Source organism: Micromonospora sp. NPDC000207 (assembly GCF_040300925.1).
Taxonomy (GTDB): domain Bacteria; phylum Actinomycetota; class Actinomycetes; order Mycobacteriales; family Micromonosporaceae; genus Micromonospora.
In genome coordinates this window covers 49,257-62,503 of record NZ_JBEPEQ010000022.1, presented here as the reverse complement: position 1 = coordinate 62,503, position 13,247 = coordinate 49,257, and the positions used below count along the sequence as shown (strand labels likewise).

Below are 13,247 nucleotides of genomic sequence, written 5' to 3'. Positions count from 1 at the left end.
GTGGGCGGGCGGCCACCCCGGCCGGTACTGGGCCTGCACCACCACCAGGTGGGTGGCCGCCGCCAGTCGGGACAACTGCGCCTCGCTGGCCCCGAAGGCGGCGAGAAGGTCCGGCGGCAGTTCCGGGAACTCCCTGATCGGTCGGGTGTCCACCGACATCAGTGGACCGTCCAGCATCTGCCGTGCCAGCCCGTATACCGGTTCGGGCAGTCGACCCTCCAGCGCTGCCACCGCCGAGGCCGTCCCGACCCGGGGCAGCCCGGCCATGGGCACCAGATAGGTGGCGGTGAGCGACTCCGGCACCGGTACGGGCAGGAAGTCGTCCGTGATGAGCATGTCGTCCCCGATTCTGGGCGCACCGGTGCTGTACGTCCGAAACGCTACCCGGCTCGCCCCGGCCGTCTCACCCGGACAGGAGCAGTCCCAGGTAGACCAGCGTGGTGGTGACCTCCACGGTGGCGCCGAGCACGTCACCGGTGACCCCGCCGAAGCGGCGTACGGTGTGGCGCAGGAGCAGGACCACCACCGTCAGCGCGGCGGCGACGGCGAGGGGCCCCTGCCACGGTCGGCCCGGGACGGCGAGCAGCGCCACCAGCCCCACGGCCAGGGTGCCCCCAGCCAGTGCCACCGGCCCGACAGTGCCGGCGACCAGCGCCCCCAGGCCCTCGGTGCGGGCCGCCGGCACCCCGCGTCGACAGGCCACAGTCACCCCCAGCCGGCCTGCCGCGGTGGCCACCACCATCCCGGCGACCACCGCCGTGGTCGACCGTCCGGCCAGCTCGGCGAGGGACGCCGCCTGCACCAGCAGGACGACCACCAGGGCGACCACCCCGAACGGGCCCACGTCCGGCTGACGCATGACGGTCAGGGCGGCCGGACCCCGCCGGTAGGAGCCGAGGGCGTCGACGGTGTCGGCCAGCCCGTCCAGGTGCAGCCCCCGGGTGAGCAGGGCGGCGCAGCCGAGGGTCACCCCGGCCGCGACCAGGGGGGAGACGACAGCGGTGAGGGCGAGCAGTACCCCGGCCAGGACCGCGCCGAGCAGCGCCCCGACGACCGGGGCGGCGGCCATCGCCGTCCCCGCAGTGCCCCTGTCGATCCGTCCGGGCCGTAGCGGAAGCGTGGTGAACGTGGTGGCGGACAGGCGCAGGCCGTCCGTGAACCGGGAGCCGGGCCGGTCGCCGCCGTCGGGGCCGTCCGGCCCGGTCGGCTCGGGCACCCGGGTCAGCCGGCGCGGCCGGGCGTGCCCGGCACTGCGACGTCCGCCCCGGCGGCACCCGGTGCAGTGACGCCCGGAGAGGGCTGCGGCGGGGCGGTCGGCTCGGCGGCACCCGGGGGCGTGGCGGCCGGAGAGGGCTGCGGCGGGGCGGTCGGCTCGGAACCGGTCGGCTCGGTGGTGGGCGGTGTGGTGGTGGTCGGCTCGGTGGTGGCCGGTCCCGGTCCGGCCGGCTCCGGCTCGGCGAAGGTGGGTTCGTCGGTGTCGGTGTCGGGCTTCGGCGCGTCGGTGTCGGGCCGGTCGCCGCCCGCCTGGCCGTCGGTGTCGGGCTGGCCGTCGTCGTCCAAGTGGTCGGTCGACAGGTCGGCGGCGAGAGCGAGGACCGACCGCAGCAACGGCAGGGCGGTCAGCGCGTTGGCCCCCTCGCCGAGGCCGAGCCTGAGGTCCAGCAGGGGGACCAGGCCGAGGATGTCGGCGGCGAGCCGGACTGCCGGATGACCACCGACGTCGGCGAGCAGGCACCAGTGCCGCGCCTGCCCGGCCAGGTCCCGGCTGACCATCCCGGCGGCCAGGCCGACCGGCCCGTCGAGCAGCACCGGCACCCGGTGCGCGGCGGCCCCGAGCAGGATTCCGGTGGCCACCGCGATGTCGCCACCGCCGAGGTCTGCCAGGACCTCCTTGGCCTCGCGGGTGGTCCGGCGGGTGCGGTGCAGCGCGTCCCGGACCGCCGCGCACCGGCGCATCCACGCCCCGTCGTCGATCGTCCCCTCGGCGGTGAGGACCCGGTTCAGCACCACCGGCGGCTCCGCCCCGGCGGTCGCGCCGAGCACGGCGGCGGCGGCCGTGTCGGTGCCGGCCCCGCATGCCCCCAACACCAGCAGTTGTACGCCGGCCTCGGCGGCCTCCTGCGCCAACTGCCATCCGAAACGCAGGGCGGCGTCGACGGTCTCGGCGGTCAGCGCCGGCCCCTCCTCGATCGGGGCGGCGGGTGGCACGTCGACGACCTGGAGGGCGACCCCGGACTGGGCGGCCAGTCGGCCCAGCACCCCGGTGCCCTCCTCGGCCTGCTGGGCCCGGCGGGCGGCGTCACCGGGCACGGCCCCGGCGGAGGAGGCCCCGTCGTGGTCCCCGTTGAGCAGGATGAGCCGGATCTCGTTCCACGGCGCGGGGGCCGGGGTGCCCTGGGTGGCGGCGGCGAACTCGACCACCCGCTCCAACACCCCCAGCCCGGTGCCGGGAACGTCCAGCGTGGACAGCCGCGCCACCGCCTGTGGGCCGGCGTCCTCGTCCGGCATCGGCAGGTCGAGGCCCGACCCGATGACCGGACCGGGGGTGACCGTCGGGAGCGACTGGGTGGTCCCGGCCCAGCTCGGCACCGACCGGACCGGTGCGGCGGCCGGGGCCGGGGTGACGGGTTCGGGGGCCGCAGTGACGGCCGGGGTGACGGGGAGCCCGTCGACTACCGGGGCGGGGGAGGGTGTCGCCGCACCGGTCTGGGCCGCGACGGCGGGGGACTGGGTGACCGGGGCGGTGGTCGGCTTCAGCCGACAGGGCTGCCCGGCGACCACCAGGACGACGGTGTCACAGACGTCGGCGACCGCCCGGTTCGTCGATCCCAGGGCGTCGGTGAAGGCCCGCCCGATCGGCGTGGTCGCCACCAACGACAGCCCCACCTCGGGGCTGACCAGGACGACCCGGGCCGGACAGGACCGGATCGCCGCCGCCAGCTCCGCGATCGTGGCGGTGTCGTCGGCCGGCTGGTGGGCCGGGTCGAGCAGCACCGTCACCCAACCGCCGAGGTCGTCGACGATCAGCGTCTCGGACGGCTCGGCGGCGGTCAGCACGTCGGCCAGCCGCCGTGGCTCGTCGGCGGTCTCCTCCGTCCGCCAGCTCCCCGGGCGGCGGGTCCGGTGCGCGGCCAGGCGCTGCGCCCATTCGGTGTCCTCCGGGTCGCCCGGGGCGGAGGTGGCCAGATACCGGACAGTCGCCGCGTCACCGATCAGCGACTCGGCGAACTCGGACTTGCCCGAACGGACCCCGCCGAGCACCAGGACCTTGTTCCACCCGTCAACGGACATGTGCGTACCTTAGATCCCACCGGTGCCGACACGCCGCCCAGGTCGGCCGCCGTTCACCGCCGGCCGGGGTCCGGTGCCTGGTACTGGTAGTCGTTCGGATTGACGTCCGCCGGCTTCGGATCCTGCTGCCAGGAACCCTCCCCGGGCCGGGCGACCAGCGCGTCGACCAGTTCCTCCCGGTCCATCGCCTCGGTTCCCTCGATGCCGCCGCGCGCCGCCATCCGCCGCAGGTCCTCGGTCTCCATGTTCTGCCACGGCTGTCCCATTTCGCCCTCCCGTACCGCGTCGGTCTCTGCGTCCTGCTGCTTCCATACCCGGGTGGGAGCCGGAGAACCCGCACCGGCAGCCGGAGCCTTCCGGGGCTCGGGCCGATACGCTGGCGGGGTTCGTCCCGGCGGGACGGTGAGCGGCGAGGGGAGACGCGGCATGACGTGGAGCTGGCGGTACGAGGGCACTGACGGCGCGACAGTCGACGGACCGGCGGAGTCGTTCCCCAGTCAGGCCGACGCCGAGTCCTGGATCGGCCAGACCTGGCGTGAACTCGCGGCGTCCGGCGTCACCACTGTCACCCTGCTGGAGGAGGACCGGGCCGAGTACCGGATGAGTCTGCTCCCGACGGCCGACTGATGGCCCACGACCGCCCGGGTGTGGAGCCGGAGGTCTTCGGCGTACCCCGGGCGGCGCTGCGACCCAGCCCGGTCTTCCTGGCCCTGGTCGCGCTCTTCGTGACCTGCGGCGTGCTGGCCTGGAACGAGGTCGGCAACGTCCGACTGAACGTCTTCGGGTTCGTCGTCGCCGGTTGGCTCGTCTCACTCTGCCTGCACGAGTACGCCCACGCGGTGGTCGCCTTCCGCGCCGGGGACCGGAGCGTGGCCCACCGGGGCTACCTCACGTTGAACCCGTTGAAGTACACCCATCCGCTGCTGTCGGTCGTACTGCCGGTGGCGGTGGTGCTGCTCGGCGGCATCGGACTTCCCGGCGGGGCGGTCTGGGTGGATCGGCACTCGATCCCGGGGCGGCTGCGACACACCCTGGTCAGCCTCGCCGGCCCGGCCACCAACGTGCTGTTCACCCTGATCCTGGTGGCGGCCCTGCGGATCGGCACCGGGGCCGGCATCGGCGGGTCGGAGGAGTTCTGGGCGGGGCTGGCGCTGCTGGCGTTCCTCCAGCTGACCGCGAGCGTGCTCAACCTCCTCCCGGTGCCCGGCCTCGACGGCGGCAACATGATCCAGCCGTGGCTGAACCCGCAGTGGCGACGGATGTACGACCTGTTCGCCCCGTTCGGCTTCATCATGCTCTTCGCCCTGCTGTGGAACCCCCGCCTGGGCGGGTGGTTCTTCGACGGGGTCTTCGCCCTGGCGAACCTGATCGGTCTCCCCCCGTGGCTGTACGTCGCCGGGCTGGACCTGATCCGCTTCTGGCAGAGCTGACGCGTCGGCGGGCGCGGGCCACCCGACGGACGACCCGCCGGTGGCCCGGCCGGGCGGTGTGCACCGTGCACCGGCCGGGCCGCACCGGTCAGGGACGCTCGGCCGGGCTCTCCGTCTTGGCCGGGTCCCGCTCGGTGATCGGGTCGACGATCTCGTCGATCGCCTTGAGCAGGTCGGCGTCGAGCTTCACCCCGGCCGCCGCGACGTTGCCGTGCACCTGGTCGGGGCGGGAGGCACCGATGATCGCGGAGGAGACGTTCGGGTTCTGCAACACCCAGGCGATGGCGAGCTGCGGCATGGTCAGCCCGGCCTGCTCGGCGAGGGGCTTGAGCCGCTGGACCCGGGTCAGCACGTCGTCGTCGAGCCACCGGGCGATGAAACCCGCGCCGGACTTCTCGTCGGTGGCCCGGGAACCGGCCGGTGGCGGCTGCCCCGGCAGGTACTTGCCGGACAGGACCCCCTGGGCCATCGGGGACCAGACGATCTGGCCGAGCCCCAGCTCCTCGCTGGTCGGAATGACCTCGGCCTCGATGACCCGCCAGAGCATCGAGTACTGCGGCTGGCTGGAGACCAGCGGTACGCGCAGCTCCTGGGCGAGCTGGTGGGCCTGGCGGATCTGCGAGGCCTTCCACTCGGAGACGCCGATGTAGTGGGCCTTGCCGGAGTGGACCACGTCGGCGAACGCCGACATCGTCTCCTCCAGCGGGGTGTGGTAGTCGTACCGGTGGGCCTGGTAGAGGTCCACGTAGTCGGTCTGGAGTCGACGCAGCGACCCGTTGATGGACTCCATGATGTGTTTGCGGGACAGCCCTCGGTCGTTGCGGCCGGGACCGGTGGGCCAGTAGACCTTCGTGAAGATCTCCAGCCCCTCACGGCGCTCACCGGACAGCGCCCGGCCGAGGACCTCCTCGGCCCGGGTGCCGGCGTACACGTCGGCGGTGTCGAAGGTGGTGATGCCGGTGTCCAGGGCGGCCCGCACACAGGCGAGTGCCGCCTCCTCCTCGACCTGGGAACCGTGGGTGATCCAGTTCCCGTACGAGATCTCGCTGACCATCAGGCCCGAGCGGCCAAGGTGTCGGAATTCCATGCCTGCGACCCTAGTCCCGGTCGGGCCGACCTTCGACCCACAGCGGCGTCACCCGTTCCGGCGACCGGTGCGGTGACGCGGCGAGCGGATGCCTCGGTGCCTGTCGTAGGACCGGCGACGGCGCTGTTCAGAGCACCGGTGAGGCGTCGGCGAGCAGTTCGTCGATCGCGGCAACCACCCCGGCCTGGTCCCGGTGGGTCGGTGGGATCAACAGCTCCCCCCGCCGGTCCAGCGCCCCCCACCGTTCACCGTCACCGACCAGGAAGGCGACCGGGTGGATGGCCAGCACCGGATGGGCCGGGGTGAGGACCATCCCGCCGTCGCGGTCCAGTACCCCACGTCGGCCACCGACCACCACCACTGCCAGCCCCTCGTCGCTGAACCCGTCGATCCGACGACCGTCGGCGAAGGTGGTGTCGAACCCGTCCAGCCGGGTCGGCACCACCAGCTCGCCCTCGGTGTCGACGGCTCCCCAGCCGTTGCCCATCCGTACGATCGCCCGTCCGGCCCGGAACGGGCGGATCTCGTCGAAGCCGTGCGCCACCACCACCTCGCCGTCCGGGTCGACGGCCATCCAGGAACTCGCACCGTCGGTCGACACCCAGGCCAGCCCGTCACCGAACGGACGGACGTACGGCCAGGTGGATTCCAGTCGGGGCGTGCCGGAGGGGTCGAGAAGCGTCCACCCCACCGAGTCGGGTCGCCGCGCCCAGGCCAGCCCCTCGTGGAACGGCTGCGCGACGGCGTACTCGGGGTCGATGGCGAACTCGCCGTCCGGGGCGGCGTACCCCCACCGTTCCCGGTCGCCGTCCTGGGCGGGCACCGGGACGCGGGGCTGTTGCAGCAGCTCGTCCCGATCACGCGGGTACGGCCCGAAGTCGTTCTCCTCGGCCCGACGGGCGACCGCGTCCAGGGCCTGACCGATCCGGGCGGTCATCCCGTCGTCGCCGTCGCCGCGCAGGTCCAGTGCCCGCTCGAAGTGGTGGCACGCCTCGATCAGCCGCCCCTGGTCGTAACAGGACCGCCCGGCGTGCTCGTGCAGGGCCGCCCGCAGCCGGTCCGGCAGCTCCGGGGAGTCCGCCTCGGCAAGCAGCCTGTCGGCCTCACCGAACTCGCCCCGCCATCGCAGCACGTTCGCCAGCCGGGCCTGGACCAGGGCGGTCCGACGCAGCTCTCCGGTGGCCTCGGCGTACGTCAACGCCAGTCGCCCGTCGTCGAGGGCGTCGTCGAGGTCACCGAGCAGCCGGGCGGTGACCGCCCGCAGACTGAGCAGTCGGGTACGGGTCCGGTTGTCCAACGTCGTACCGAGTTTCGCGGTGATCTGCCGCCGGATCGTCCACAGCTCGGCCGGGTCGTGCACCACCTCGCGGAGGGTCTCCCCGTCGAGTTCCCAGCGGTATCCGCGCAGCGCCGCCTCGGGGTCGGCGTCGGTGGCACCGGACCGTTGCGCAGGTACGGCCGCCGCGTCCTCGCGGCTCTCGTCGGCACCGGGCCTCCCGGGTGGCTCCGCCGACCCGGGGGCGGGCGGACCGGAGACCGGCGAGGGCGACGACACCGGCGGCCCCGAAACCGGTGCCGGTGGTGCGGAGACCGGTGCTGGTGGTGCGGAGACCGGTCTCGGTGGCCCGGAGATCGGTGCCGGTGGTCCGGAGGTCGGTGCTGGTGGTGCGGAGACCGGTGCCGGTGGTCCGGAGGTCGGTGCTGGTGGTCCGGAGACCGGTGCCGGTGGCGCGGAGGTCGGTCTCGGTGGTCCGGAGACCGGTGCCGGTGGTCCGGAGACCGACGCGGGTGGCGCGGAGACCGGTGCCGGTGGGGTGACGAGCGGTGGGCCGGAGGTCGGCCTCGGCGGTGCGGAGATCGGCGGTCCCGAGATCGGCGCTGGTGGTCCCGAGACCGGTGCCGGTGGTGCGGAGACCGGTGCCGACGACGCGGGAGTCGGTTGGTCGGCCGGGTCGGGGCCGACGGCAGGTGGGACCGAGACGGGGTGGTGGTCCGTCGGCTCGGACCGGTCGCCCCCGGACGGCGGGGACGACTCGGGGGTCGGTTCCGGCGGAGTCGGCCTCTTGGGACGGAACCAGGCGTCCGCGCCACTGACCGAGGGACGGGTCGGTGCCGGGGCGGCGGCCCTCCGGTCGTCTGGGGCGGTCGTCTTCGGTGGGGCGGCGTCGGCGGGCGGGGTCTCCGGTTCGGCGTCCGCGTTCCCGGTGTCGCTCTGCCCCCGTCCCGTCCCGGTCGTCCCTGAAGCCCCGGTCGTACCGGTCGTCCCGGTCCCTTCGGGCGCCCCGGTCGCCCCGGTCGCCCCGGTCGCCCCGGTCGCCCCGGTCGCCCCGGTCGCCCCGGCAGTCTCCGTCGTCCCGGAGGCTCTGGTCGTCCCGGACGTCTCGGTGGTCTCGGAGGCCCTGTCCGTTCCGGGAGTCCTAGCCGTTTCGGTCGCCTTGTCGGGACCGGTCGTCCCGGATGGCCCGTCTGCCCCGGCGGACACTGTGGTCTCGTCCGTCGACACCGACGGTGCCGGGTCCGACGGGCGACGGTACTGCTCGTAGGGGTCGTCGTCCCGGACCGTCTCGCCGTCCCGGACCGTCTCGCCGGAGTCGGGGCGGGTGGTCCGGTCCGGGCCGACGGTCACCGTGGGGGACACGACCGGCGGTGCCTGTGCCGGTACGCCCGTCCGCGCCGACCGGGACTCGTCGGTCACCGTCTGGTCGTGCGCCGGGACCGGCTCCGGTCCGGCCGGCTCCGGCGCGGGCACCACCGGCGGACGGGGTGGAACGGGCGGGCGCGGCGGTACGGGCGGCCCTGAGGTGGGGCGCTCACGCGGCGGTACGGGCGGGCGTTGCGGGGCCTGCTCGGCGGGTTCGAGCGGGGGCACCAGCCGTAGCCGGGGTCCCGCATCGGCGGGCACCGGTGGCCGGGTCGGCTCGCTCGACCGGTGTGGCTCGCGCCGGTCCGCCGGAACGGGTGGATGCTCCTGCCGCTGCTCCTGCTGCCACGCGGGTCGGTTGGGGTCGCCCGGCGGGCGCTGGTCGGGTCGGCGTCCCTCGTCCGGGCGGATCGGGCCGGGCTCCGGCCAGGGCAGCCGGTCGTCGCGCCGGGGGGCCTGATGTGCTGCGGCCTGACGGTACGGCTCCGGACGTCGCCGACCCGGCTGCTGGTCAGGACGGAACGGACCCGGCTGCTGGTCGGGGTGCTGGTCGGGTCGGGTCGGCCCCGGCTGCTGGTCGGGGCGGAACGGACCGGGCTGGCCACCGCCGACCCGACGGTCCGTACGGTCCCGGTCGCCGGGGTGGTTCCGCCGGTCGTCCGGGGTCCGCCGGTCGTCGGCGTCCCACCTGTCGGCTCGGCCCCGTCGGTCGTCGACGTCCTCCTGACCGGCGTACTCCCAGCTGTCCTGGTCGTCCCAGAGGTCGGGGTCCCGCTGGATGCTGTGGTCCCAGGGGCTCTCGGGACCCACCGGGCGGGGTACGTCGCTGCGGTCGAGCCGGTGCGGGTGGGCCGCCGGACCGTCCTGGGGGTGAGGACTCCAGTGGTGCGGCGGCAGCACGTTGTCGCCGCCCGACCGATCGGGCCGACGGGCGCGGTCGTGCTCCGCCGGGGGCCGTTCGGGGCGGGCCGGTGGCCTGGCGTACCCGTGCCCGGCCCGGCCGTTACCGGCAGCGGGACGCTCGTACCCGGGACCGGGCCGGTCGTCGCTCGCGGCGGGGCGCTCGTAACCGGAGCCGGGTCGCTCCTGACCGGGGGCGGGGCCTTCGTGTGTGGAGGGGGGCCGCTCGCCCGGGGCGGGGCGTTCGTATCCGGCGGGGGGCCGCCCGTAGACGTTTGCCGGTCGTTCGGGGCCGGGCCGCCCGAAGTCGGCGGCCGGGCGGTCACGGCCCGGGCCGGGCCGGTCGGGGTGAGCGCCGGGCCGGGACCCGCGCCGCTCGTCCGGTTCGGGCACCCAGCCCGGCTCCGGCCTCGGTGCCGGTGAGACGGGGCCGTCGTCGTAGTTGCGGCGTCCGCCTCGGGGTGCGGGTGAGACGGGGCCGTCGTGGTGGTCCCGGCGTCCGCCTCGGGGTGCGGGTGAGACGGGGCCGTCGTGGTGGTCCCGGCGTCCGCCCCGAGGCGCGGGGGAGACGGGTCGGGACGCGGGGGAGACCGGACGGGGAGCGGGTGAGACGGGGCGGCCGTACTCGGGTCGTTCCGGGCGGCCGTACCACTCCTGTTCCCGGTTACGGTCCTGGTCCGAGCGGCGGTCCGGGGCCGGGCCCCGGCCGTGGTCGGGTCGGTGCCCGGGATCGGTCCGCGAGGTGTCCCACGCCGGTCCAGCCGGTCGGCGACCGTTCCGCTCGGGTCCGCCGCGTCGGTGCCCCTCGTCGGGTCGACGGAGGTCGTCGGGGTGCCGCCGGTCGGGTTCGCCGTCTCCGCGCCGTCGTCCCGCCTCCGGCGGGGGTGTCCGACCCCGCTGTCCGGTCGGTTCGGCGTGCGGTCGGCGGTACATGTCCTCGTACCACCGGTCGTCGCGGGGAGCGGGACGGCCGTCCCAGGACGACGCCGCCGGCTCCTCGGGCTCCTCCTCGTCCCAGACGTAGCCGACCCGGTACGACCCGTCGGACTTGGTCGGGGCCAGGGGTGGCACCTCGGCCCGCCCCCGGACGGCAGCCCGGCCGGTGGGCGGGGGAGCGTACTGCATGCCGATGTCGCCCGGGTAGCGCTGACCGGGGAACTGCGGCTGCCACTCGTTGGTCGGGGCGACCTTCCAGGACGGCTCGGCCGGGTCGCGCCACCGGTCGTAGTCACCGCGACTCATCGGCAGGCCCCGTCGCCGCCCGCGTGGCGCGTCCCGGTGGCGGGCTCGTATCGCTCGCTCACGGCGGTGTCACCTCGTCGGAGTATCGTCGCGCTGGGCGGCCGCACCCAACCGGTCATGTCACGCGTCCGGTGCGGAATGGCTGCGCATGGAGGGTAGCGGCGTGGGCTCGGTCACCGCCACTGTGACGTCGCTGACGGGCCCAAACGTTATCCTACGGATCCGGACATTCACCGCGATAGTCGGATCGTGTTTCCGGCGATACTCGACAAACTGCCCCGTCGCCGGGGGATCCCGGCACTCCGCGCCCCGATCGCCGACGCGGACCGTAGTCGCCCCGCTCCGCCCTCCGTCGGGCAGCCCGGATCCCAGGAGGCCGACCGGAGCCCATGGGTCCACAGGCCGACCGGAGACCACCGGCCGACCGGAACCGGCGACCCCGGTGGGGTGGGTCAGACGGGGTCGCCGAGGTTGACCCGGGGTTCGGGGGCACGCATCCGGCGGAAGGTGATCGACCGCATGATGGCGTACAGGTAGAGCGAGCCCAGCCGCTGTTGCGTCCGGGGGAAGCGCTCCCGGACCAGCTTCTTGATCTTGCGCGAGATCAGGATCGAGTCGATCACCACGCCGAGGGCGAGCGCCCCCCACAGCAGGTTCGAGACCAGCCGGACGACCGCCGGCATCGCCGCGTTCGACCCGATCAGCACGATCAGAGCTCCACCGAAGAACCAGGTGCCGACGGTACGACGGGAGTCGACGACGTTCCGGGCGAGCAGCCGCTCCGGACCCCGGTCGCGGGGGCCACCCTCACGGCGGAACTCGGCGGCGGCCTCGGCGCGTACCTGCCGGCGACGCTGCTTCGCCTCCTCCTTCGTCAGCGGCGGCCCCGCCCCACCGGGACGGCGGGCCGCGCCGGGGCGCTTCGGCGTCTCCCGCCCCTTCCCCGGGGTGTGACTACGAGCATGGGTGACTGGCGTCTCGTCGGCCGGCGCGGAGGCGGCGGACTCGTCGACGACGTCGGTGGACTTGCGGCGGAAGAGCGACGGCACGCGGCAAGGGTAGCCAAACGTCCGCGCCCGGTGCACATCGCGGTGCACCGGGCGCGGACGCGGGTCGGTCGGTGGTCTCCTCCCGGTGACGTACGAGGTCACCCGGGTCGGGAGGGCAGCGGGTCAGGGACGCTCGACGTGGGCACCGAGGTCCGACAACTTCGCCTCGAAGTCCTCGTACCCCCGGTTGATCAGGTCGACGCCGTAGACCCGGGAGGTGCCCTCGGCGGCGAGCGCGGCGATCAGGTGGCTGAACCCGGCCCGCAGGTCCGGGATGACCAGGTCGGCGGCGTGCAGCTTGCTCGGACCGGCGATGACCGCCGAGTGCTTGAAGTTGCGTCGGCCGAACCGGCACGGGGTGCCGCCCAGGCAGTCCCGGTAGACCTGGATGTTCGCGCCCATGGTGTTGAGCGCCTCGGTGTAGCCCAGCCGCTGCTCGTACACCGTCTCGTGGACGATCGACAGGCCCCGGGCCTGGGTCAGGGCGACCACCAGGGGCTGCTGCCAGTCGGTCATGAAACCGGGGTGGACGTCGGTCTCCAGGGCCACCGACTTCAGCTCCCCGCCCGGGTGCCAGAACCGGATGCCGCCCTCCTGGCCGGGCTGCCCCAGCCGAGGCGGACGGACGTCGGTGACCTCGTACTCGCCCCCGACCGAGCGGAAGATGTTGAGGAAGGTCATCATGTCGGCCTGTTGCGCGCCGAGGACCTCGACGTGTCCCCGGGTGGCCAGCGCCGCCGCCGCCCAACTGGCCGCCTCGATCCGGTCCGGGATAGGCCGGTGGTTGTAGCCGTGCAGCTTCGGCACACCCTGGATCTCGATGACCCGGTCGGTGTGCACCTTGATGATCGCGCCCATCTTCTGCAGGATGCAGATCAGGTCGATGATCTCCGGTTCCACCGCCGCGTTGCGCAGCTCGGTGACGCCCTCGGCCATCACCGCGGTCAGCAGCACCTGCTCGGTGGCGCCGACGCTCGGGTACGGCAGGGAGAACTTGGTGCCGTGCAGGCCGTTCGGCGCGGACAGGTGCAGCCCCTCGGGCCGCTTCTCGACGGTCGCCCCGAACTCCCGCAGCGCCTGCAGGTGGAAGTCGATCGGACGGGGGCCGATGTGGCAGCCGCCCAGGTCCGGGATGAAGGCGTGGCCCAGCCGGTGCAGCAGCGGGCCGCAGAACAGGATCGGGATCCGGCTCGACCCGGCGTGCACGTTGATCTGGTCGGTGCTGGCGCTCTCGACGTAGGCCGGGTCGAAGACCAGCTCGCCGTCCTCGTCGCCGTCGGTCACCTTGACCCCGTGCAGGCCGAGCAGCCCGCGGACCACCTCGACGTCCCGGATCCGAGGCACGTCGTACAGCCGGCTGGGGGTGTCACCCAGCAGGGCGGCGACCATCGCCTTGGAAACCAGGTTCTTCGCGCCGCGCACGCGGATCCGCCCTTGCAGCGGACTTCCTCCGTGTACGACCAGGACGTCGTCGGTCAACGCAACCTCCAGCGCGTCGGTGCTGCCGTGTTGGATCGGGCCTGCGATGGACATCGCTACCCCGGTAACGCGGCCACGTCAAAAGAAGCCGCCTCGTTTCGTCGCACCCGGCAGCATAGCCCTCGGTG

Annotated in this window: 9 protein-coding genes and 1 pseudogene; 2 read left to right on the top strand and 8 right to left on the bottom strand. The window is 74.2% G+C overall.

The features are described 5' to 3' along the window. The 4 genes and pseudogenes from ABT336_RS08160 to ABT336_RS08145 form a co-directional block, all read right to left on the bottom strand. Nucleotides 1-336: pseudogene (locus ABT336_RS08160) on the bottom strand (DUF2314 domain-containing protein); the annotation flags it as partial. A 67-nt stretch (nt 337-403) separates the two neighbouring features. After that, nucleotides 404-1,216 (bottom strand): adenosylcobinamide-GDP ribazoletransferase, encoded by an 813-nt coding sequence (gene cobS / locus ABT336_RS08155; protein WP_502891133.1) that lies wholly within the window; start codon nt 1,214-1,216, stop codon nt 404-406. A 5-nt stretch (nt 1,217-1,221) separates the two neighbouring features. After that, nucleotides 1,222-3,291, bottom strand: coding sequence for a bifunctional adenosylcobinamide kinase/adenosylcobinamide-phosphate guanylyltransferase (locus tag ABT336_RS08150; RefSeq protein WP_350895804.1), 2,070 nt, complete (start codon nt 3,289-3,291; stop codon nt 1,222-1,224). Between the two features lie 53 nt (nt 3,292-3,344). Continuing rightward, nucleotides 3,345-3,557, bottom strand: coding sequence for a hypothetical protein (locus ABT336_RS08145; RefSeq protein WP_350895803.1), 213 nt, complete (start codon nt 3,555-3,557; stop codon nt 3,345-3,347). A gap of 160 nt (nt 3,558-3,717) precedes the next feature. Here ABT336_RS08145 and ABT336_RS08140 point away from each other — a divergent pair, with 160 nt between their 5' ends. Both ABT336_RS08140 and ABT336_RS08135 read left to right on the top strand, forming a co-directional pair. After that, nucleotides 3,718-3,918, top strand: a complete 201-nt coding sequence (locus ABT336_RS08140; protein ID WP_350895802.1) for a hypothetical protein — start codon at nt 3,718-3,720, stop codon at nt 3,916-3,918. After that, nucleotides 3,918-4,721, top strand: a complete 804-nt coding sequence (locus ABT336_RS08135) for a site-2 protease family protein (RefSeq protein WP_350895801.1) — start codon at nt 3,918-3,920, stop codon at nt 4,719-4,721. The genes ABT336_RS08140 and ABT336_RS08135 overlap by 1 nt, the downstream gene beginning before the upstream one ends. A gap of 88 nt (nt 4,722-4,809) precedes the next feature. On the opposite strand, the gene ABT336_RS08130 is transcribed toward ABT336_RS08135, so the two are convergent. From ABT336_RS08130 to murA, 4 genes are all read right to left on the bottom strand, one after another. Beyond that, entirely contained in the window at nt 4,810-5,808 is a 999-nt protein-coding gene (locus tag ABT336_RS08130) for an aldo/keto reductase family protein (protein ID WP_350895800.1), read from the bottom strand. 127 nt (nt 5,809-5,935) lie between these two features. Next, nucleotides 5,936-10,591, bottom strand: a complete 4,656-nt coding sequence (locus ABT336_RS08125; protein WP_350895799.1) for a WG repeat-containing protein — start codon at nt 10,589-10,591, stop codon at nt 5,936-5,938. A gap of 452 nt (nt 10,592-11,043) precedes the next feature. After that, nucleotides 11,044-11,640 carry a DUF3043 domain-containing protein gene (locus ABT336_RS08120; protein ID WP_350895798.1) on the bottom strand — a complete coding sequence of 199 codons (597 nt, stop codon included), beginning with the start codon at nt 11,638-11,640 and terminating at the stop codon, nt 11,044-11,046. Nucleotides 11,641-11,763: 123 nt separating this feature from the next. Then, nucleotides 11,764-13,173 (bottom strand): UDP-N-acetylglucosamine 1-carboxyvinyltransferase, encoded by a 1,410-nt coding sequence (murA, locus tag ABT336_RS08115; RefSeq protein ID WP_502891132.1) that lies wholly within the window; start codon nt 13,171-13,173, stop codon nt 11,764-11,766. Between the last annotated feature and the right edge of the window lie 74 nt (nt 13,174-13,247).